Here is a 24,061-nt window from a genome sequence, read left to right on the forward strand (position 1 = left end):
AATGGCGGATTCATTGAAACCCGATTTGCGGGAACTGGATGCTGGAGAGTTGAGAAAACTCCTGGCGCTGGCCAAGGACCGGGGCCGAAGCGCCGGCAGGGGCGAACCGGCCTCCATACCAGTAGTGCCGCGCGACGGGCCGCTGGCATTGTCCTTTGCGCAGCAGCGGCTTTGGTTGCTGGCGCAGCTCGACGGCAGCAGCACCAACTATCACATTCGCGGCGCGCTGCGCCTCTCGGGCGACCTCGATGTCACCGCCTGGCGCCGCAGTCTGGATCAGCTGTTTGCGCGTCACGAATCCCTGCGCAGCATTTTTCGTGCGGCCGATGGACAGCCTTGCGTCGAGCTGTTGCCGGCCGGTCAGGGTCTGCCTTTGCTTGTGCATGATTTGCGGGCCGAACCGGCGCGCGAGCAGGTACTCAAGCGTCTATGCAGCGAAGAGAAGGATACACCCTTCGATCTCACTCAGGGGCCGTTGATCCGCGGGCGCCTCATCCGGATTGCGGAGAGCGAGTATCTGTTCCTGCTGACCCAGCACCATATCGTTTCGGACGGCTGGTCCATCGGTGTGCTCGTGCGCGAGCTGGGCGCCCTGTATCGCGCCTTCATGGCCGGCGAGGGCGATCCGCTACCGGCGCTGCCGATTCAGTATCCGGACTATGCCGCCTGGCAACGCCAGTGGCTTGCGGGCGAACGGTTGCAGCGGCAGGTCGACCATTGGCGGCAGACGCTGGCGGGTGCGCCAGCGTTGCTCGAACTGCCGACGGATCGGCCGCGGCAGCCGGTCAGGTCTCTCGCCGGTGCGTCAGTTCCGATCGAGATCGACGCCGAGCTTGCACGCGGCATCAAACAGCTAAGCCAATCTCATCGCACGACCGCATTCATGACGGTGCTGGCGGCGTGGGCGGCCGTGCTGTCGAGGCTGTCAGGTCAGAGCGATGTCGTGATCGGTACGCCGACGGCCAATCGCAACCGGCGTGAAATCGAGGGTCTGGTCGGCTTCTTCGTCAATATGCTGGCGCTTCGCGTTGATTTGTCGGGCGAACCTGACGTGGCGGAGCTACTGAGCCGCGTGCGCGGTGCTGCGCTGGCGGCTCAGGACCATCAGGATTTGCCGTTCGAGCAACTCGTGGAGATCATTCAGCCGCCGCGGCGTCTGGACCATGCCCCGGTGTTTCAGGTCGTATTCGCCTGGCAGAACAACGAGGCGGCGACGTTTGAATTGCCGGGCCTGAAGGCCGAGATCACGGACACGGCTCTGAGCGAGATCAAGTTCGATCTTGAACTCAACCTGGGCGAGGCCGATGGCCGCATCGTCGGAGCCCTGAACTACGCAACAGCGCTGTTTGACGAAGCAACCATCGAGCGTCATCGGGACTATCTGCTTGCCGTGCTGCGAGCCATGGTCGCCGATGCTGAGCAGGTCATCGACCGGATCGATGTGGCTGATGTCGGAGAGCGCGAACTTGTTCTGAAAACGTGGAACCAGACCGCTACGCCGTACCCGTCCGAATATTGCATCCATGAACTGTTTGCGGAGCAGGTCCGAAGGTCACCCGATGCCACTGCGCTGGTGCGCGAGGATATTCGCCTGAGTTACGGCGAACTGGATGCAAGGGCCAACCAACTCGCGCACTATCTGATCGAACGGGGCGCGGGCCCGGACCAGCCGGTCGCGATCTGCCTGGAACGCAGCATCGCCATGGTCGTCAGCCTGCTGGCGGTACTCAAGGCCGGCGGCGCCTATCTGCCGCTGGATCCCGCCTATCCAGCCGAACGGTTGCGGCAGATCGTCGATGACGCAAAGCCAAAATTGTTGATTTGCGATGATGCCGGGCGCGCGGCGCTCGCGGGAACGGCGTGCGAGATCGTTGATCTGGAAGCCGCCGCGCCTGTCGTCGCCGGGTTGGCGAAGTCAAGTCCGGAGGTCGCGGGCCTGACATCGCGTCATCTGGCCTACATTATCTATACGTCGGGTTCTACCGGCACGCCAAAGGGCGTGATGGTCGAGCATCGCGGCGTGGTGAACCTGGCGCTGGCCCAACGGGCGCTGTTTGAAGTTTCCGCGCGCAGCCGCGTCGTACAGTTCGCTTCCTTCAGCTTTGACGCCAGCACCTGGGAAATCGTCATGGCCCTGTGCTCCGGGGCCGAACTGTTTCTGCTCGGCCCGCGAGAGCATCGCAACGCGGCGGAGCTGCTGGATTATCTGGCACACAACGGCATTACGCACGCGACCCTGCCGCCCGCCTTGCTCCAGGGGCGCACGGACCTTGATCGCTTGGCATCGCTGCAGGTGCTTGTCCTCGCCGGTGAACTGCCCAAGGCCGAGTTGATCAAGGGCGTGCCTTCGGGCGTGGCCGTTTTCAACGGCTACGGTCCCACGGAGACAACCGTCTGCGCCACCACCTGGCTGCGGCCGATGGGCTTTCAAGGCGGCGTCGTCCCGATCGGTCGTCCACTACCCAACACGCGGATTTACCTGCTGGATGGATTTGGCGCCCCGGTTCCGCTCAGGGCGATCGGCGAGATCTATGTCGGCGGAGCGGGGGTCGCGCGAGGGTATCTCAATCGCGCCGATCTGACGGCGGAACGGTTCGTGTTCGATCCCTCCAGCGGCGACGCAGGCGCGCGGATGTATCGCACCGGCGATCTCGGGCGCTATTTGCCGGATGGCAATATCGAATTCCTCGGCCGCAATGACCATCAGGTCAAGATCCGCGGCTTCCGCATCGAGTTGGGCGAGATCGAATTTCACCTGAACGAGCACGCCGGCGTTGCCGATGCGGTGGTGCTGGCCCGCCAGGGTCGCGACGGTGACCCGCGGTTGGTTGCCTATGTTGTGCCGTCGGCGCCGGATGACGACGGCGGTGGTCTAGCGGCTGCACTGCGCAGCCACCTCCGGGCCTGCTTGCCGGAATATATGGTGCCGTCGGCGTTCGTGCGCTTGAAAGCGTTGCCGCTCACGCCGAACGGCAAAGTCGATCGAAAGGCGTTGCCGTCGCCCGAGGACGATGCCTTCGTGCGCCGGGACTATGAAGCGCCGCAAGGCGAACGCGAAGAGACGGTTGCCAAGGTCTGGACCGAGCTGCTTGGCGTCGAGCGCATCGGGCGTAACGATCACTTCTTTGAACTCGGCGGCCACTCGCTGCTCGCAGTCCGCATGCTGGAGCGGTTGCAGCGGCATTCGCTCAGCGCGGACGTGCGCACGCTGTTTGCCAAGCCGGTGCTGGCTGATTTCGCGGTGAGCCTTGATGGCGGCGGCGTGGCTGACGTGCCGGCCAACTTGATCCCGATGCAGGCGACGGCGATTACACCTGGGATGTTGCCGCTGATCGCGCTCGAGCAATCCGATATCGACAGCATCGCGGCAAAAGTTCCCGGTGGCGTTGCCAACATCCAGGATATCTATGGATTATCGCCGCTTCAGGACGGTATCCTGTTTCACCACCTGCTGGCAGCAGAGGGCGACCCTTATCTGCTGGTCGGGCAGATGGCGTTTGCAAGCCGCGATTTGCTCGACCGCTATCTCGCCGCCGTGCGGCAGGTGATCGATCGCCACGACATTCTCCGCACCTCGATTGAATGGGAGGGCCTGTCCACCCCGGCGCAAGTGGTGTGGCGACAGGCTCCGTTGATCGTCACCGAGGTCGAGCTGGACCGCGAAAGCCCGGCGCACGAACAGCTTGCGCAGCGTTTTGATCCGCGAGGGAACAGGATCGATCTTGGTCAGGCGCCGCTGTTGCGCTTTGCGGTGGCCCGCGATCCCGGCAAGGATCGCTGGCTGCTGCTGGTCTTGCTGCATCACCTGATCGGCGATCATTCCACCCTTGAGGTGATGCATGACGAAGTCCGGAACATATTGTCCGGGCATGGTCATGAACTGCCGGCTCCGTATCCGTTCCGGAACCTCGTGGCCCAGACGCGGGGAGCGGAAGCTACGGCCGGGCACGAGCGCTTTTTCCGCAGCATGCTGTCTGACATCGATGAACCGACCACGCCGTTTGGTCTGGACAGGGTGCATGGCGACGGCCGTGGCGTGGCGGAAGCCCGGCGAACGCTGTCGCAATCGCTCAACGGACGGCTGCGGGTTCAGGCGCGTCGTCTGGGAGTGAGTCTCGCCAGTCTCTGCCATCTCGCCTGGGGTCAGGTGGTGGCGCGGAGCAGCGGACGCGAGCGCATCGTGTTCGGCACGGTGCTGTTCGGCCGCATGCAGGCCGGCGCTGGTGGCGACCGCACCATGGGCCTGTTCATCAATACATTGCCGCTGCGGCTCGACCTCGATGGCACCGCGGTCGAAGACAGCGTTCGCCTTGCGCACGCCCGGCTCGCCGAACTGATGGCGCATGAGCATGCCTCGCTGGCGCTTGCGCAACGCTGCAGCAAGGTTGCGGCGCCGGCGCCATTGTTCAGTTCGATCCTGAACTACCGCCATAACGCCATGCCGGCCAGCTCGACCGCGGGTGAGACCGCCGCGGGCGTCAACGGCATCGAGTGGCTCGGCGGCGAAGAGCGTACCAATTACCCCTTGATGCTGTCGGTCGAGGATTACGGTCAGGCATTGGGTCTGACGGCGCAAGCGATCCATCCGATCTCGCCCGAACGCGTCTGCGCGTTGATGCAGCATGCGCTCGAGCAACTGGCCGATAATCTGGAGCGACGGCCGCAGATTCCCGTCCGGCAACTGGATATTTTGCCGCCTGACGAGCGCGAGCTTCTGCTCGAGACGTGGAATCGAACGGATGCCCGGTATCCGCGAGATCGCTGCCTTGTCGCGCAGTTCGAAGAGCAGGTCCGCCGGTCTCTGGATGCGATCGCGCTGGTGTTTGGCGATGCGGCGTTGAGCTATGGCGAGCTGAACACGCGGGCCAACCGGCTGGCGCGGGGCTTGCGGGATTACGGTGTTGGGACGGATTCGGTGGTCGGTCTGGCGCTGGAGCGCGGCGTCGCGATGATGGTGGCGCTGCTGGCGGTGCTTAAGGCGGGCGGCGCGTATCTGCCGCTCGATCCGGATTATCCGCCGGAGCGGCTTTCCCACATGCTGCGGGACAGTGGCGCGGGACTGGTGCTGACGCAGACGACATTGCTGGAGCAGTTTGCGCCAGTGCTGAAGGAGACCGGCGCCGAGGCGTGGCTGCTCGATGAGGTGGATAGCGGTGACGGCGGTGATGCCGGTAATCTTGATCTCGCGATCCACCCCGAGAGCCTGGCCTATGTGATCTACACCTCGGGCTCGACCGGGATGCCCAAGGGCGTGATGGTCCGCCATGACGCGGTGACGAACTTTTTGGCGACGATGGCGGAACAGCCGGGAATGACGCCACAGGACCGGGTGCTCGGCCTGACCTCGCTGTCGTTCGACATTGCTGTGCTGGAACTGTGGCTGCCGCTTACGCTGGGAGCGCGCGTGGTGCTGGCGGATCGCGCCGCGGTGCATGATCCGGGCCAGCTCCAGGCGATGGTAGCAGCGCAAGGCGTGACGATGATCCAGGCAACGCCGTCGACCTGGCGGATGCTGCTCGATCACGATGGCCAATCGCTTCCGCGAAGCTGCCGGGTGCTGTGCGGCGGCGAGGCGTTGCCACCGGACCTTTCGCGGCGGCTGGTAGCGCAGGCCGGCGAGGTCTGGAACCTGTACGGCCCGACCGAAACCACCGTGTGGTCGGCCCGCCATCGCCTTGATGCACAGGACGATCGTCCAGTGCTGGGTGGCCCGATCGGTAACACCACGCTGCACATCCTGGACAACGATCTCAACCTGGCGCCGGTCGGGGTTGCCGGCGAGCTCTATATCGGTGGCGAGGGACTGGCGCGCGGCTATTGGCAGCGCGGCGCACTGACGGCGGAACGTTTTATTCCCGATCCGTTTGGCCCTGCCGGTGCGCGGCTGTACCGCACTGGCGACGTGGCGCGGTGGCGCGCCGACGGCGTGATCGAATATATCGGACGTTCCGATCACCAGGTGAAGATCCGCGGCTTCCGGATCGAGCTTGGCGAGATCGAGGCTCGCTTGATGGAACAGGCCGCGGTGCGCTCAGCCGTGGTGGTGGCGCGCGAGGTCGGCGCTGGCCGCCAGCTGGTGGGCTATGTCAGCGGCGACGCGTCGCTGGATGGGTCGGTACTCAAGGCAGCGCTGTCGTCGGTGCTGCCGGATTACATGGTTCCCGCTCGCATCGTCGTGCTGGATCGATTGCCGCTGACGCCGAACGGCAAGATCGACCGCAAGGCGCTGCCGGCGCCGGATCAGCTTGCCACTGCCGAGCATGTCGCGCCGCGTACGCCAACCGAGGCGGCGCTGGCCGCGATCTGGGCCGACCTGCTGCGCCAGCCCAATATCGGCGTCACCGACAATTTCTTTGAGCTCGGCGGGGATTCTCTCACCGCCGTCCAGCTCATCAGCCGCATCAAGCGCGATCTCGGCCATGATCTGCCGCTGAACCGCCTTTTTGAAATGACGACCGTTGAGACGATGGCGGCTGGCCTCGCCCCGGAGATTCAGGTCGACAAGCGCGGCGATGACATCGCCGCGATGCTCGACATGTTGAAGGAAGTCGAATTTTCCGATGAGTGACACCGCCACCACGCAGAAACAGCAGCTTCGCGACATCTCACGGCGATTGATGCGCCTTGATGCGAACAAGCAGCATGCGTTCCTGACGCAGCTGGCGGACAAGGGCGTCAACCTGGCCATGCTGCCGATTGCGCGGCTGGAACGGACGCGTGCGCCGCTTTCCTTTGCCCAGTCGCGCCTCTGGTTCCTGTGGCGAATGGATCCTGATAGCGCAGCTTACAACATCTCGGCGACCGTTCGGGTGCGCGGCCAACTCGATGTGCACGCGATGCAGCAGGCCTTCGACAGGCTGGTTATCAGGCACAGCGCGCTTCGCACGGTGTTTCGGCAAGAGGGCAGGGATGCCGAGCAGATCCTGCTCGATCCGCAACCCGTCGAGATCAGGCACGTCAAGCTGGATGGCCATGATCGCGAACAGCAGGCCCACCTGCTGGCGCGCGAGGAAGCCACACGACCCTTCGATCTCGAGGCCGGCCCGCTCATGCGGGTCGCAGTGCTGACGCTGGAGCAAGGCGACAGGTTTGTCGTGGTCAGCCTGCACCATATCGTGGCCGACGGCTGGTCGATGGCGGTGCTGGTCGAGGAGTTCTGGCAGCTGTATGCGGCTGTAGCGCGGGGTGAGGCGGCAGCGCTGCCCGAACTTGATGTTGAATATATCGACTATGCTGAATGGCAGCGGCTCTGGATGAGCGCGGTCGACGGCGAGCGGCAGATCGACTATTGGACGACCCGGCTGAACGATCCGGCGGTGCTGCAGCTTCCCATTGATCGGGCGCGGCCGGCGGAACCCGACCTCGCCGGCGCCGCGGTTCGCATGGAGCTTGATCCGGGGCTTGCCGATGCGCTGCGCGCCTTGGCGCGCACGCACAAGACGACGCTGTTCGCCGTCCTGCTGGCGAGCTTCAAACTGCTGCTCTATCGCTACACCGGCCAATCCGATATCGGCGTCGGCGTGCCTGTCGCCAATCGCCACCGGGACGAGACCCGGGGGATGATCGGACTGTTCGTCAACACCCAGGTGCTGCGCACGCAGCTCGACAGACGAGCGACGATCGCCGACTTCATCGCAACCGTCCATGCAGCCACGATCGAAGCCCAGGAGAACCAGGATCTTCCGTTCGAGCGGCTGTTGGAGGTACTGCAACCCAAGCGCAGCCTGAGCCAGAATCCGCTCTTCCAGGTGCTGTACAACCACCAGCGCCGCCGGACATCGGACAATTCGCTCGGCCTGACCGGCCTGCAAATCGAAAAAATCGAACCCAACGTCGACACCGTCAAATTCGATCTGGCGCTCGACAGCGAAGAGGGGCCGTCAGGAGAGATACGGGCGATCTTCACCTACGCGACGGCTCTGTTCGAAGCGGCGACGATCGAACGCCTTGCGGCGCATTGGATCACGCTCCTCAAGACGATGGCTCAGGATTCGTCACAGTCGATCGCCGGTATCGCGCTGCTTTCCGAGCAGGAGTTGACCAGCATCCGGAGCTGGAACGAAGCCGGCGCCGGTTCGGCGACGCCGTTCACACCCGTGCATCAGACGGTGGCCGGCTTTGCCGCGCAAACACCCGATGCGTCGGCGCTCGTCTTCGGCGACGACGTTATCTCGTATGAGGAGCTCAACCGTCGCGCCAACCGCCTTGCGCATCGCCTGATCCGTCTGGGTGTCACCAGTTCCGACCTGGTCGGCCTGTCGGCGCAACGTTCGCCGTCTCTCGTCGTGGCGCTGCTGGCTGTGCTGAAGACGGGCGCCGCCTATCTGCCGCTCGATCCCGACCATCCCGTCAAGCGGCAGCTCGCCACCATGCGCGACGCGGGCGTGCGTTTTCTGCTGACGGATGCGGCCGGTGAAGCGCTGATCCCGAAAAAATCCGGAGTCAAAGTTGTTCTGCTCGACGCTGTTGATCTTGACCAGGAGCCCGAGCGCGATCCCGCGATCGCCGTGGGAACGCAAAGCCTCGCCTATGTGATCTACACGTCGGGTTCGACCGGAATGCCGAAAGGTGTCGCGGTTGAGCATGGACCGTTCGCGATGCATTGCGACGTGACCGCCGGGATCTACGATATGGACCGGCATTCCCGCGAACTGCATTTCCTGTCCTTTACTTTCGACGGCGCGCATGAACGGCTCTGGACTGCGCTGACCTGCGGCGCCGCGCTGGTGATGCGAGACGAGAATCTGTGGTCGGCCGAGCAGACGCTGGAGGTCATGCGCAAGCAGCGCGTCACCAACGCGGGCTTCCCGCCGGCTTACCTGCAGCAGCTCGCCGACTTTGCTGAGTGGCGCGGCGATCCACCGCCGGTCTCGCTCTATTCTTTCGGCGGCGAGGCGATGCCGAAGGCCGGCTTCGACAAGGTCAAGCGCGCGCTCAAGCCGAGGACCTTGATCAACGGTTACGGCCCGACTGAAACCGTGGTGACGCCGCTGGTCTGGAAGGTCGATGCCAACGAAGAGATCGATGGCAATTATGCGCCGATTGGTCGCCCGGTCGGCCGGCGATCGGCCTATGTCCTCGATGCCGATCTGAACATCGTACCAATCGGCGTGATCGGCGAATTGTTCATCGGCGGGGAAGGGGTGGCGCGGGGCTATTGGCGGCGCGGCGCGCTGACGGCGGAGCGATTCATCCCCGACCCCTTTGGTGCGCCGGGCATGCGGCTATACCGCACCGGCGATCTGGCCCGATGGCGCTCGGATGGCGTGATCGAATATCTCGGCCGCTCCGATCATCAGGTCAAGATCCGCGGTTTCCGGATTGAGCTCGGCGAAATCGAGGCGTGGCTGATGCGTCAACCCGGCGTGCAGTCGGCGGTCGTTATCGCCCGCGACGCCGGGGCAACCCACCAGCTGGTGGGGTATGTCTGTGGCGAAGGCGCGTTCGACGAGACAGCCATGCGCGCCGCACTCGCGGACGGGCTGCCGGACTACATGGTGCCGGCCCGCATTGTCAGGCTTGAAAGCCTGCCGCTCACCGCTCATGGCAAGGTGGATCGGGAAGCCTTGCCGGTCCCCGACATGCACGCTGCCGCTGCACACGTCACGCCGCGCACGGCGACGGAGACGACGCTTGCCGCGATCTGGGCGGAGCTCCTTGGCCAGCCTCTGATTGGCGTCGACGACAACTTCTTCGAACTTGGCGGCGATTCGATCATCTCGCTGCAGATGGTGGGCCGCGCCCGGCAGGTCGGCCTGCTGATCGAGCCGCGTGACGTTTTCCGGCACCAGACATTGCAGGAACTGGCGCTGGCGGCGCGCACGGAACAGACCATGACGGCCACCGAGCCCGAGAAGGATCTGGCGGGCAGCGAGCATCCGCTGTTGCCTATTCAAGCTCGGTTCTTCGGCGAGGATGCTGGCGAACGCCATCACTGGAACCAGGCCGTATTGTTGATGCCGCAGTCGCGGCTGGATTGGGCGGTCGTGGAGCGCACGGTCGCTGCTATCGTCGCGCATCACGATGCGCTGCGCCTTCGCTTCGAACAGATCGACGGTGTCTGGCAGGCGACTTATGGCGCCGCGCCTCCGGTCTCGGAGTTATTCTGGAGTCGGAGCGGTGTACGCGATGCGGCCGAGTTGACCGCGTTGGCGTCAGCGGCCCAGGCCAGCCTGTCATTGCAAGGACCGCTGTTACGCGTAGTCGGAATGGACCTGACCGACGGCACCCAGCGGCTGCTGATATCGGTGCACCATCTCGTCATCGATGGCGTATCATGGCGGGTGCTGCTGGAAGACGTCGCATCGGTTTACGGTCAGATGGCACAGGGCGCGGCCTCGGCTGCGTTGACGCCAAAGAGCCAATCCTATTCGTCCTGGGCCGCGCGCTTGAAAGCGCATGCAGACAGCGCCGAACTGGCGGCCGAGCTGCCGTATTGGATCGAACGCAAGCCCAACGCCGATCTGCCCTGCGACAACGATCATGGCGATGTCGATCGGGTTGCCGAGGGCGAGGAAATCTCGCTGACATTCGACGCGGGCCTGACGACGCGGCTACTCAAGGAGGCGCCGTCCGCCTACCGCACCCAGGTCAACGATCTGCTGCTGGCGGCGTTGGCGCGCGCGGTATCGTGCTGGAGCGGGATTGACGATGTTCTTGTCGAACTCGAAGGCCATGGCCGGGAAGACATCTTCCCGGGTACGGAAATTTCACGCACGGTGGGCTGGTTCACCACCGCGTTTCCTGTCCGCCTGCCGGGCGGTTCGGGAGGTGACGCTGCGCTGATCAAGGCGGTCAAGGAAGAGCTGCGGGCGATCCCCGCGCGCGGGCTGGGCTATGGCATTTTGCGTTACCTCGGCACCGAAGAGCAGCGCCAAGGGCTTTCGGCAATCCCCGAGCCGCGTATCGTTTTCAATTATCTCGGCCAGTTCGATGCCAGCCTGGGTGAGGAGGCTTCGTTCAAGGTTGCGCCCGAGAGCGCCGGCGCTGCGCGCAGCGCAAGCGCACCCCTTGGCCGCTGGCTGAGCATCAACGTTCAGGTGCGCGACGGTCTGCTGCGGCTGTCGTTCAGTTTCGGTAGCCGGCGCTACCGGCGCGCGACGGTGGAACGTCTCGCAGAGCACTATGCGGCGGCCTTGCGTGGGCTGGTGGACCATTGCACCGGCGGTGCGCACGGGATTACGCCGTCGGACGTTGAACTCTCCCGTTTGAGCCAAGCTGACCTCGATGTCCTGACTGCAACGATCGATTGCCGAGAGATCGAGGACATCTATCCGCTGTCGCCGATGCAGCAGGGCATGTTGTTCCATGCGTTGCGCGATGGCGAAAGCGGAAATTATGTCAATCAGGTTGGCCTGGAAATCCGTGGCATCGATCCCGGCAGGTTGCGGGCGGCCTGGCAGGAAGTAAGCGCACGGCATGCTGTATTGCGGACCGGCTTCGCCTGGCGCGAACTATCGGGCGCGGCCCAGCAGGTGGTGTATCGTCATGTGACGTTGCCGTTCGTCGAAGAAGACTGGCGCGAACGGGCGGCCAGCATGGACCGCGGCGAACTCGAGGCCGCGCTCGCGCAGGCGTCGCAAGCCGAGCGGGCCGAAGGTTTCGATCTGTCGCATGCGCCCCTGCAGCGGGTGCGGCTGATCAGACTTGGGGAAGACCGCTACTGGCTGATCTGGACGCATCATCACATTCTGCTCGACGGCTGGAGTTCGGCGCGACTGGTAGCCGAGATATTGCAGCACGAGCGCGGCAACCGATTGCCCGCCGTTCGCGGCCGTTACCGTGACTATATCGGCTGGCTGCAAAGGCAGGATCGCGACGTGTCGGCGGCGTTCTGGCGCACCGCCTTGGCCGAGCTGGACGAGCCGAGCTTCCTTGCGGATGTGCTGGGCGGACCTGCAAGCACAGGCACATCCGGTCACGGTTCGCTGGATCTGCTCCTTACGCCTGGTCTGACCGCAAGATTGCAGGCGTTTGCCAGGCGCGAGCGCGTGACGTTGAACACGCTCCTGCAGGGCGCGTGGGCGCAGTTGTTGCGGCGTCATACCGGGCAGCGCGTTGTGAGTTTCGGAGCGACGGTGTCGGGCAGGCCCGCTGAGATCGCCGGGTCCGAGGACATGGTCGGCCTGTTCATCAACACCCTGCCGGTGGTTGATCAGGAAAATCCGCAAACCGAAACCGGTGCATGGCTTCGCGACCTGCAGGCGCGCAACATTGATCTGCGCGACCATGGCTGGATGCCGCTCTACGAGATCCAGCGCCTGGCCGGACGATCCGGCCGGCCGCTGTTCGACAGCATCCTGGTGTTCGAGAACTATCCGATCGATGAGGCCCTGCGAGGAGAGAACGAGAGCGGCTCCCGCTTTGGACGGGTCGAGCAGGTCTCGATTACCAATTATGCGCTCACGGTCGCGGTATTCGCCAAGACCGACGGCATCAATCTCGGTTTCCGCTATGACCGCGGCCGGTTCGATCAGGACCAGATAAGATATCTGCAAGCCTGCCTGTCGCGCCTGCTCGCGCAGATCGTGACGGATGCCGCCGCGCCGCTTGGCGAACTCACTGGGCTCGACGTCGATGAGGTCAGGCAAGTGCACGCCTGGAGTGGCGGCGCAATCGAGTTCGACAGGATCCCGGTTTTTGGTGGCGGAATCGTCGCCCGGATCGAGGCGCAGGCCGCTAATTCGCCGTCCTCGATCGCGTTGGTCTTCGGCGATCAACAGGTCAGCTATGGCGAGTTGAACGCTCGCGCCAATCGTCTCGCGCAACAGCTACGTGAGCGCGGTATTGGTCGCGACCAACTGGTCGGTGTCGCGCTGGAGCGCAGCGTCGAACTGATCGTCGGCGTCCTCGCGGTGCTGAAGGCGGGGGGAGGCTATCTGCCGCTCGATCCGGATTATCCTGCCGACCGGCTGCTGCATATGCTGCGCGACAGCGGAACCAGGCTGGTGCTGACTCAAAGCCGGCTGCTAGAACGCCTTGCGCCCGTGATTGCTGAAGCGGCGGCGGAAGCTTGGACCATCGACGTGGAGAATGAGGCCGGGGTAGCAGAGCCGGGCAGCAATCTCGACATCGCGCTTGATGCGGAGAGTCTCGCCTATGTGATGTACACGTCGGGATCGACCGGCATGCCAAAGGGCGTTGCCTGCTCGCATGGCGCACTGGCCGCACGGCTCGGCTGGATGCAGGCGGAATATCGCCTCGATGCCGGCGAAACCTTGCTGCAGAAAACCCCGTTCAGTTTCGACGTGTCGGTGTGGGAAATCCTGTGGCCGCTTGCCGTCGGCGCACGCCTTGCGATCGCCGCGCCGGGTGCGCATCGCGAACCGCGGCTTCTCATTGACGCCGTCGTTGCCTACGATGTGACGACGCTGCATTTCGTGCCGCCGATGCTTGAGCATTTTATTGCTGAGCCGGAGGTGCAACGCTGCGTGACGCTCAAGCGGCTGTTTGCCGGCGGTGAAGCCTTGTCGGCGGAGCTGAAGGCGCGCGTGCTCGCGGCCTTCCCCAAAATTCGGTTCGACAACCGCTACGGTCCGACCGAGGCCCTGATCAACGCGACGTTCTGGAATTGCCGCGACGACGGCGTGGTGCGTGTGCCGATCGGACGACCGATTCCGGGAACAGCCATTCGCATCCTCGACGCCGCGCTGAACCTGGTTCCGGCCGGGGTGACGGGCGAACTGTTCATCGGCGGCGTCGGGCTGGCGCGCGGCTATTGGCAGCGCCAGGGCCTGACGGCGGAGCGGTTCATCCCGGATCCCTTTGGCGGTCCCGGCGAGCGGCTGTACCGGACGGGGGATCTGGCGCGCTGGCGCCCCGACGGCGCCATCGAGTATGTCGGGCGATCCGATCATCAGATCAAGATCCGCGGCTTCCGCATCGAGCTCGGAGAGATCGAAGCGCGGCTGCTGGAGCAGCCCAGTGTGCGCTCCGCGGTGGTGGTTGCGCGCGAGGTGGGTCTTGCACGTCAGCTCTTCGGTTATGTTTGCGGGACGGACGAACTCGACGGGACGGGCTTACGCGCGGCGCTGTCATCTGTTCTCCCCGACTATATGGTGCCGTCGCGGATCGTGACGCTGGAACGGCTGCCGCTGGCGCCGAACGGCAAGGTAGACCGCCGTGCGCTCCCGGCGCCGGACGCGATAGATACCGGCGCGGAGCACCAGGCGCCGCGTACCCCGGTGGAAATGGCGCTCGCGGCGATCTGGGCCGAACTGCTCGGCCGACCTGTCGTTGGCCTTGCCGACAATTTCTTCGAACTCGGCGGCGATTCGATTATCTCGCTGCAAATGGTGAGCCGCGCCCGACGCGCCGGTTATCTGATCGAACCGCGCGATGTGTTCCAGCATCAGACGCTGGAAGCCCTGGCGTTTGCGGCACGTACCGAGGAACTGAACGAGATTCGCGCCGAGCAAGGGTTGATTGTCGGCTCACATCGCTTGCTGCCGATACAGGCCCGGTTCTTCGCAGAGGATGTCGGAGAACGCGATCACTGGAACCAGGCGGTGCTGTTGCGGCCGAAAGACCGGCTTGATTGGCAGGTCATGGGACGCGCGATAGCGGCCGTGCTCGTTCATCACGACGCGTTGCGGCTTCGCTTCGAAGCGAAGGACGGCGTGTGGCGCGCGGAGCATGGCGCTGCGCCTGACATGGCTGAGTTGTTGTGGGTCCGAAGTGCGGTTGACGGCGAAGCCGTCACGGCGCTTGCAGCGTCGGCGCAGGAAAGCCTGTCGCTGGCCAATGGTCTGTTGCTGCGTGCGGCCGGCATCGATGTCGCCGACGGTAGTCAGCGTCTGCTGATCGTAATCCATCATCTGGTGGTCGACGGCGTGTCGTGGCGGGTGCTGCTGGAGGACGTCGCAGCGGCGTACAGCCAGTTGACGCGAAGCGACATGGTCGCGCTTCCGCCGAAGAGCCATGCCTATTCCCTGTGGGGAGCCCGGCTCGACGCTTATGCGGCGTCGTCCGAACTCGCGGCAGAACTGCGTTATTGGGTGGAGCGCTGCGGAGTTACGGATTTTCCGTGCGACGACGATCATGGCGGCGTCGACACCATCGCCGACGCCGATGAAATCTCGCTGTCGTTCGACGCAGAACTGACGCAACGGCTGCTCACGGATGCTCCTTCCGCCTACCGCACGCAAATCAACGACCTTCTCCTCGCCGGCCTGGCGCGTGCCGTTTCGCGATGGAGCGGCCAGGACGATGTCCTGGTTGAGCTGGAAGGTCACGGCCGCGAGGATCTGTTCGGCGATATCGACATTTCGCGTACGGTCGGCTGGTTTACGACCGCATTTCCCGTGCGTCTGGTCGGCGGCTCGCAGGATCCGTCGTCGTTGATCAAGACCGTGAAGGAAGAACTTCGCGCCATTCCCGGCCGCGGGCTGGGCTACGGCGTGTTGCGTTATCTCGGCTCGGAAGACCAGCGCTCGGTGCTGTCGAAAGCGGCCGAGCCGAAGATCACGTTCAACTATCTCGGCCAGATCGACGGCGGCGCCGGAGAGGCGTTTGCCATGGCGCCGGAAAGCGCGGGGCCCTCGCGGAGCGCATCGAGCCCTCTGCGGCGCTGGCTCAGCGTCAACGGGACCGTGCGCGAGGGGCAGTTGCGACTGTCGTTCGGCTTCGGCCGCAGACGCTATCGGCGCGAGACGGTCGAACGGCTGGCCGCATCGTATGAGGCGGCGCTGCGGGAGCTGGTCGATCACTGCACCAGCGGTGTTTGCGGAATCACGCCATCGGATGTGGCGTTGTCCGGGCTCGGCCAGACCGATCTCGACCGGCTCGAGCTCGACTGGCGGCAGATTGAGGATGTCTATCCGTTGTCGCCGATGCAGCAGGGCATGCTGTTCCATGCGATGCACGACGGCGAGAGTGGGCTCTATGTTAATCAGGTTGCCGCCGAGATACATGGCCTTGATGCCGGCAAGCTTCGTCTGGCCTGGCAGGCGGTCAGCGACCGCCATGCCGTGCTGCGAACCGGGTTTGTCTGGCGCGACCTGTCGGGTTCGGCGCAACAGGTGGTCTATCGCCACGCCGAGGTGCCGTTCGTCGAGGAGGATTGGCGGGCGCGGGTTGCGCTATTGGAGCAATCGGAACTGGATGCTGCGCTTACCGACGTCTCGCGGCAGGAGCGGCTTGAAGGCTTTGACCTGTCGCGGCCGCCCTTGCAGCGGGTGCGGCTGATTCGCTTGGGAGAAGACCGTCACTGGCTGATCTGGACCCATCACCACATCCTGCTCGATGGATGGAGTTCGGCGCAGCTGATCGCCGAGGTGTTGCAATACAGCAGCGATGGCCGGTTGCCTGCCTTGCAGCGCCGCTATCGGGATTACATCGGCTGGCTGCAGAGCAGGGATCGCGACGCCGCAGCCGCGTTCTGGCGCACGGCGATGGCGGAACGGGGGGAGCCGGGTCTGCTCTCGGATGGCTCGGCGGAACGGTCGGGTGGAGAAAAGCCGGGTCACGGTGCGTTGGCGCTGGAGATGGACGCCGCGCTGACCGCGCGGCTGCAGCAATTTGCAGCGCGGGAGCGTGTGACGCTCAACACATTGGTGCAGGCAGCATGGGCGCAATTGCTGCGTCAGCATACCGGGCAGGGCACGGTCTGCTTCGGCGTCACCGTGTCGGGGCGGCCGTCGGAACTGGCGGGCTCCGAAGACATGGTGGGTCTGTTCATCAACACCTTGCCGGTGGTCGACAGCGTCGGTCCGCAGCAGACAATCGGCGCATGGCTGCGTGAGCTGCAGGACCGCAATCTGACCATGCGCGAATTCGGCTGGACGCCGCTCTATGAAATCCAGCGCCTGGCGGGACGTCCCGGACGGCCGCTGTTCGACAGCATCCTGGTGTTCGAGAATTACCCGGTCGACAGCGCGCTGAAGGAGAAGAACCAGCGTGTCCGTGTCGGCGAGACAAGGATCACCGAGACCAGCAACTATCCGCTGTTTGCTAGCGTCGGTCTCGATGATCGGCTGCGGCTGGTGCTCAACTATCAGCGCAAGCATTTTGACGAGGCGCAGGTAGCGCGGCTGCAGGCCGCGTTCGTGCGGTTGTTGGAGGCGTTGAGCGCCGATGCTGATCGGCCGGTCGGCATGATCGCGGCAAACGATCCTGCTGACGAGGCGCTGCTCTTGCGCATGAACAGTACCGGTCGCGATGAGCCGCGCCGGGGAATTATCGCGCAGTTCGAAGAACAGGTCCGCCGGTCCCCGGATGCGATCGCGCTGGTGTTTGGAGGTGCGGAGCTGAGCTATGGCGAACTGAACAAGCGAGCCAACCGGCTGGCGAGAGGTCTGCGGGATCACGGCGTCGGGACGGACGTTGTGGTCGGTCTGGCGCTGGAGCGCGGCGTCGCGATGATGGTGGCGCTGCTGGCGGTGCTTAAGGCGGGCGGCGCGTATCTGCCGCTCGATCCGGATTATCCGCCGGAGCGGCTTTCCCACATGCTGCGCGACAGCGGCGCGGGATTGGTGCTGACGCAGACTTCATTGCTGGAGCAGTTTGCCTCGGTGCTTAAGGAGACCGGCGCCGAGGCGTGGCTGCTCGACGAGGCGGATAGAGGCGGGGATCATGACGTCGGCAATCTCGACGTCGCCATTCACCCCGAAAGCCTGGCCTACGTGATCTACACCTCGGGTTCGACCGGATTGCCCAAGGGCGTGATGGTCCGCCACGACGCAGTGACAAGCTTCCTGGCGACGATGGCGCAACAGCCGGGAATGACGCCGCAGGACCGCGTGCTGGGCCTGACCTCGCTGTCGTTCGACATTGCGGTGCTGGAACTGTGGCTGCCGCTTACGCTGGGCGCGCGCGTGGTGCTGGCGGATCGCGCCGCGGCGCATGATCCGGGCCAGCTCCAGGCGATGGTAGCAGCGCAAGGCGTGACGATGATCCAGGCGACGCCGTCGACCTGGCGGATGCTGCTCGATCACGATGGCAAATCGCTTCCGCGAAGCTGCCGCGTGCTATGCGGCGGCGAGGCGTTGCCGCCGGATCTTTCGCGGCGGCTGGTGGCGCAGGCCGGCGAGGTCTGGAATCTGTACGGCCCGACCGAAACCACCGTGTGGTCGGCCCGCCATCGCCTTGATGCGCAGGACGATCGTCCAGTGCTGGGCGGCCCGATCGGCAACACCACGCTGCACATCCTGGACAATGATCTCAACCTGGCGCCAGTCGGGGTTGCCGGCGAGCTCTATATCGGTGGCGAGGGACTGGCGCGCGGTTATTGGCAGCGCGGCGCGTTGACGGCGGAACGTTTTATTCCCGATCCGTTTGGCCCCTCTGGGACGCGGCTGTACCGCACCGGCGATGTGGCGCGGTGGCGCGACGACGGCGTGATCGAATATATCGGCCGCTCCGATCACCAGGTGAAGATCCGCGGCTTCCGGATCGAGCTTGGCGAGATCGAGGCGCGGCTGATGGAGCAGGCCGCGGTGCGCTCGGCGGTGGTGGTGGCGCGCGAGGTCGGCGCGGGCCGCCAGCTGGTGGGCTATGTTAGCGGCGAGGCGTCGCTGGATGGGTCGGTGCTCAAGACCGCGCTGTCGTCGGTGCTGCCGCATTACATGGTGCCGGCGCGGATCGTGGTGCTGGACCGATTGCCGCTGACGCCGAACGGCAAGATCGACCGCAAGGCGCTGCCGGCGCCGGATCAGCTTGCCACTGCCGAGCATGTCGCGCCGCGCACGCCAACCGAGGCGGCGCTGGCCGCGATCTGGTCCGATCTGCTGCGCCAGCCCAATGTGGGCGTCACCGACAATTTCTTTGAGCTCGGTGGGGACTCGATCATTTCGCTGCAAATGGTCAGCCGCGCACGCCGCGAAGGTGTCTTGATCGAGCCGCGTGACTGCTTTCAGCATCAAACGATCGAGACGCTTGCAGCAGTCTCCCGGCAAGTCCGGCCACCAGAGCAAACGCCGACGGCAGTCCGGGGCTCGCTCTCGGGCCTGACCAGCGAACAGCTCGAAAAGCTCGGTCTCGACTGGAGCAGCATCGAGGACATCTACCCGTTGTCGCCGATGCAGCAGGGCATGCTGTTCCATAGCCTGCGTGATGCCGGCAGTGGCGTTTACGTCAATCAGGTCAGCGTTGAAATCCGTGGGCTCAATCCCGAACGCTTCCGGTCTGCATGGCGCGAGGTGACCGCGCGTCATCCGATGCTCCGAACCGGATTCCTGTGGCGCGAGCTGTCCGGATCGCCGCTGCAAGCCGTCTATCGCGACGCCGCCGCGCCCTTCGAACAGGAAGACTGGCGCGGGCAAATCGTCAACGACGACCGCATCGCGGCGGCTCTGGCCGGCGAGCGGGCCGCCGAATTCGATCTTTCGGCGCCGCCCCTGCAAAGGGTTCGGCTGCTGCGTCTCGGGGATGATTTCTATCGCCTGATCTGGACCTATCATCACATCCTGATGGACGGCTGGAGTTCGGCGCGCTTTGTCGGCGAAGTCCTGGAGCGTTATTACGGCGTCTCGCCTGCAGCGAACCCGACGCATTACCGCGACTATATCGCGTGGCTGGTGGCGCAGGACGCGCAAGCGGCTGAACGCTTCTGGCGCGAACAGCTCAAGTCCTTTGACGAGCCGACGCAACTCGCCGATGCCTTCGGTTCTCGTCGTCATCCGGCTTCCGGTCATGCGCGCTGTTACACGCGGCTCGGCGAGACGGCGACCGCGGCGTTGAAGGCGTTCGCTCGCCGCGAGCGGATCACCCTCAATACCATTGTCCAGGGCGTGTGGGCATTGTTGCTGCAGCGTTATACGGGTCAGCAGGCCGTGACTTTCGGCGTCACCGTCGCCGGTCGCCCGGCCGGCCTCGATGGATCGCAGCAAATGCTCGGCCTCTTCATCAACACGTTACCCGTGATCGAATCGCCGTCGCTTGCAAGCACGGTCGGAGAATGGTTGCGGGCGCTTCAGGACCGTAACCTAGCGATCCGGGATTATGAACACTCGCCGCTCTATGACATTCAGAGCTGGGCCGGCCGCGGCGGCCAGACGATGTTCGACAGCATCATTGTGTTCGAAAACTATCCGATTGAACGCGGCATGCTGCAAAAGGGGGACGGCTCGCTGCAGTTCGGAGGCTTGAAGAATGTCGACGTCACGAACTATCCGATGGATCTGTCGGTGCTCGTCGAGGACACGCTCCAGGTCGAATACACCTATATGCCGAGCCATTTTACACCAGCGCAGGCCGAGCAGATCAAGATACAGTTCGAGCATCTGCTGGCGGCATCGACGCGGGACGCTTCGGTGCTGCTTGGCGGCATCGATCCGGTCACCGCGGTCGACGCCGGTCTTGCCGATAAATGCAATCGCCACGCGGTGCCTGCCGTCGCATTGCCGCTGGTGCATGAGGCGATCAGCTTACATGCGAGGCGTCAGCCGGAACGAACGGCTCTTACCATCGGCGGTAATGTACTTTCGTTCGGAGCGCTCGACGCCAAAGCCAATCGTCTTGCCCATCACCTGATCGACCGTGGGCTCAAGCCCGAGCAGCGGGTCGGCGTCGTGGTCGAACGAACCGAAGCCACGATGATCGCGCTGCTCGCCGTCCTCAAGGCGGGCGGGGCGTACGTTCCGCTCGATCCGGAGCTTCCACCCGAGCGACGCAAGTTTGTCATGCGCGATGCCGGGATTTCGTTCCTGCTGACGGGGCAGATCGAAGAGGACCTGGATGATGTCCAAAGAATCTCGCTTCTCACGTTCGATTTCGATGCCGGTCCGGACCATGCGCCGCAGCCGGACGTGGAGTCCGAGAACCTCGCTTATCTGATCTACACCTCCGGTTCGACCGGGACACCAAAAGGTGTGGCGGTTGCTCACGGGCCGCTTGCGATGCATTGCCACGTTACCGGAAGCCTCTACGAGATCGACGAGCACTCGTGCGAATTGCATTTCCTGTCGCTTGCTTTCGATGGCGCGCACGAACGCTGGTTGACGGTGCTGTCGCACGGTGCGCGGCTCTTGATGCGCGATGCGGAGCTGTGGACGCCGGAACAAACGGTCGAAGCTTTGCACGCCCATGGCGTCAGCCATATCGGCCTGCCGCCCGCCTACCTTCAGCAAGTCGCGGAATGGGTCGAGCAGGCAGGCAGCCCGCCGCCGGTCAAACTGTATTCGTTCGGCGGCGAGGCGATGCCGAAGGCGGGATTCGACAAGGTCAAGCGCGTCCTGAAACCGCGCATCCTGATCAATGGTTATGGTCCGACCGAAACCGTGGTCACGCCCCTGGTCTGGAAGGTCGATGGCGCCGCCGAATGCGATACGCCCTACGCGCCGATCGGTCTGCCGGTTGGTGATCGCAGCGCCTACATTCTCGATAGCTCGCTCAACATCATTCCTGCCGGCGTCGCCGGTGAGCTCTATCTCGGAGGCTTTGGGCTGGCGCGCGGCTATCACGGCAAGGCGGGCATGACGGCCGAGCGTTTCGTGCCCGACCCGTTCGCGGCGGAGCCGGGTGCGCGACTCTACCGCACCGGTGACCTGGCGCGATGGTGCGAAGACGGTACCATTGAGTATCTCGGCCGCAGCGATGATCAGGTCAAGATCAACGGCTTCCGGATCGAACTTGGCGAGATCCAGACCTCCCTGCTTCGTCACGAGGAGATCGAGCAGGCGGCGGTGGTGGCGTTGCCAGGCGCTGCCGGAAGCCAGCTCGTTGCCTATGTCGCGCCGAAGGCGGCAAAGGACGCGTCGGGAGCGTTGGCCGAAGCGCTGGTCGACAGATCGACCGATTTCCTGAAGCAGACATTGCCGGTCTACATGGTGCCGTCGCGGATCATGGTGCTTGATCGCCTGCCGGTCATGTCGAGCGGAAAGATCGACCGGCGCGCACTGCCGGCTCCCGACACCGCGGCGCGAACCTTCGTTGCCCCGCAGGGACCCGCGGAAACCGCGATGGCGCGTCTGTGGGTCGACATACTCAAGCTGCCGCAAGTTGGCGTCACCGACAATTTCTTCGAACTTGGCGGCAACTCGATCCTCAGTCTCAAGGTCGTTGCCCGGCTCCGTCAGGACAAGAGTTTTGGCATCGAGATCAAGCTTCGTGATCTCCTGCAGAAGCCGACGATCCGTGCGCTGCTGGCAGATGCAGGTGACGTGGCTCCCGCCGCTGCAGCGGTGCCGTCGGCGTTGTTGCCGCTGAACGTTGCGGTTCCTGGAACTCACCCGGTGTTCTGTGTGCATGGTGGTTTCGGCACCGTCTTTGATTATGGACCCTTGGCGCGACGCCTCCAGGGGCGCCGGCAGGTGATCGGGCTGCAATCCCGGATGCTTGTCGACAGTTCGTGGAGCGACCGGTCGCTCGAGGCGATGGCGGCGGATTATGCGCGCGAGATCAGACAGGTGCAGCCCCGCGGTCCGTACAGCCTGATCGGTTGGTCGCTGGGAGGACTTCTCGTCACGCTCGTTGCGGCCGAACTCGAACGAAGCGGTGAGCGTGTGGATCGTCTTGCCTTGGTTGACAGCTTCGTGCTGCGGACGCACGGCGGATCGAATCGGCAGGAAGACGTTGCCCACTGGGCCGATGATCTCGCGGGATTACTGTCGGCCCTTGTTCCGAACGCGGCATCGGGCCGCATCCATCCGCATGTGGAAGCCGCAAAACGCGACGGCGTGCCGGAGACGTCTGCGAGTGTCCGGCGTCTGGCCGCACAGGTATTGGGGGCGGTGCAGGGCCCATTGCCGGACGAGAGACTGCTGGGCGTCGACGACCTTTCCAGCGCCTTCGCGGTCGGGCGGCATCTGAGAACCCTGACACAGAACGCTGCGCCGCCGCGCCTTCTTACGGCCGCGCCGCTGTGTTGGTGGACGTCAGGCCGGCTGACGCAGCGTGATCGGCTGGAGACGCAGCTCCCGAATGCCGTTGACCGCGGCATTGTTGGGGACGACCATTTTACGATCCTCAGGGATGCCGATTTTCTTGATGAGATCTGCGCGCTGCTGGCTCCGGAGGCGACATCGACAACGTCGCAGGACCAGGTGCCGGAACCGGCGGAGTGAACGATCGTATGAGCCTTGATCCCGATATCGCCGCGCTGCTCGAGATGATCCAGCTCGGGACCGAGAGCGGTGCCCGCATCCCGTTTCCGCAGCTGACGGCCACGCAGGCACGCACAGATTTCGACGCTTCTTCGCCGTTGCTCGACGTCGATCCTCCGGCGCTGGCATTCGAACGCGAGTTCTCTCTGCCGACGCGGGATGGGGATGCCATCGCCGCGCGGCTCTACGCCGCGCAAAAGCCGAACGCGCAAAATCCCGCGCCGGTTCTGCTCTACATGCACGGCGGCGGCTTTGTCGTCGGAAGTCTCGATTCGCACCAACCCTTGTGCCGCGGCCTCGCCAACGATAGCGGCGCAGCCGTGCTGTCGATTGGTTATCGGCTTGCCCCGGAACATAAATTTCCGACGGCGTTCGAGGATGCCGTCGATGCGCTGTCCTGGATCGGTCGCGAGGGGGAGGCGGCCGGGCTGGACGCGAGCCGCGTAGCTGTCGGCGGCGACAGCGCTGGCGGAACGCTTGCTGCGGCCCTTGCGATCGAAGCCAAGGCTGACCCAAGCTTGCCGCAGCCCGTTCTGCAGGTTCTCGCCTATCCTGGCCTGAGCTCGCGGCAAAATACGGATTCCTATAACCGGTATGGCTCGGGCTTTCTGCTCGAGCGGGACACCGTCGATTGGTTCTTCCGGCAATATCTCCGCGACGATGCCGACCGCGACGATTGGCGCTTTGCGCCGCTGGCCACGCACGATCTGTCAGGGCTGGCGCCGGCGCTTTTTGTGCTTGCCGAATATGATCCGCTGGTGGACGAGGGGCGTGACTATGCGGCACGGCTTCGCGCCGCCGGCGTTGCCGTCGACCTCCAGATCTATCCGGGCATGATCCATGAATTCTTGCGGATGGGGAATGTCGTAGCCGATGCCTTGCAGGCGCAGGCGGCGATCGGGCAGGCCCTGGCAAACGCCTTCCGAGCCTCCAGCGGCGGGGCTTGGACGGACACGAGGATTGAAGGTATGTCATAATGGCCTTCCGTCCCCTGGCTTCGGCCGCAAGAGCTCTCTGAGCCA

General features: G+C 64.4%; 3 protein-coding genes. All 3 read left to right on the top strand.

Annotated elements, in window-relative coordinates; all coding sequences use genetic code 11:
• The first annotated feature begins 1 nt into the window (after position 1).
• Genes JQ641_RS16865 through JQ641_RS16875 form a run of 3 tightly spaced genes read left to right on the top strand, consistent with a single transcriptional unit; the run spans position 2 to position 24,016 of the window.
• The gene (locus JQ641_RS16865) at positions 2-6,568 is read left to right on the top strand and encodes a non-ribosomal peptide synthetase (protein WP_211997102.1); all 6,567 of its coding nucleotides are present in this window, start codon (positions 2-4) and stop codon (positions 6,566-6,568) included.
• On the top strand, positions 6,561-23,000 hold the full coding sequence (locus JQ641_RS16870; protein ID WP_211997103.1) for a non-ribosomal peptide synthase/polyketide synthase: 16,440 nt from the start codon (positions 6,561-6,563) through the stop codon (positions 22,998-23,000). The genes JQ641_RS16865 and JQ641_RS16870 overlap by 8 nt, the downstream gene beginning before the upstream one ends.
• Positions 22,997-24,016 (top strand): alpha/beta hydrolase, encoded by a 1,020-nt coding sequence (locus JQ641_RS16875; RefSeq protein WP_349628575.1) that lies wholly within the window; start codon positions 22,997-22,999, stop codon positions 24,014-24,016. The genes JQ641_RS16870 and JQ641_RS16875 overlap by 4 nt, the downstream gene beginning before the upstream one ends.
• Positions 24,017-24,061: the final 45 nt, after the last annotated feature.

Origin of the sequence: Bradyrhizobium sp. JYMT SZCCT0180 (genome assembly GCF_018130165.1) — a bacterium.
Taxonomy (GTDB): domain Bacteria; phylum Pseudomonadota; class Alphaproteobacteria; order Rhizobiales; family Xanthobacteraceae; genus Bradyrhizobium.

What these genes read in the sequence shown, in the direction of transcription:
- JQ641_RS16865 (WP_211997102.1), top strand. Translation starts at nt 2, where the DNA reads ATGGCGGATTCATTGAAACCCGATTTGCGGGAACTGGATGCTGGAGAG.
- JQ641_RS16870 (WP_211997103.1), top strand. Translation starts at nt 6,561, where the DNA reads ATGAGTGACACCGCCACCACGCAGAAACAGCAGCTTCGCGACATCTCA.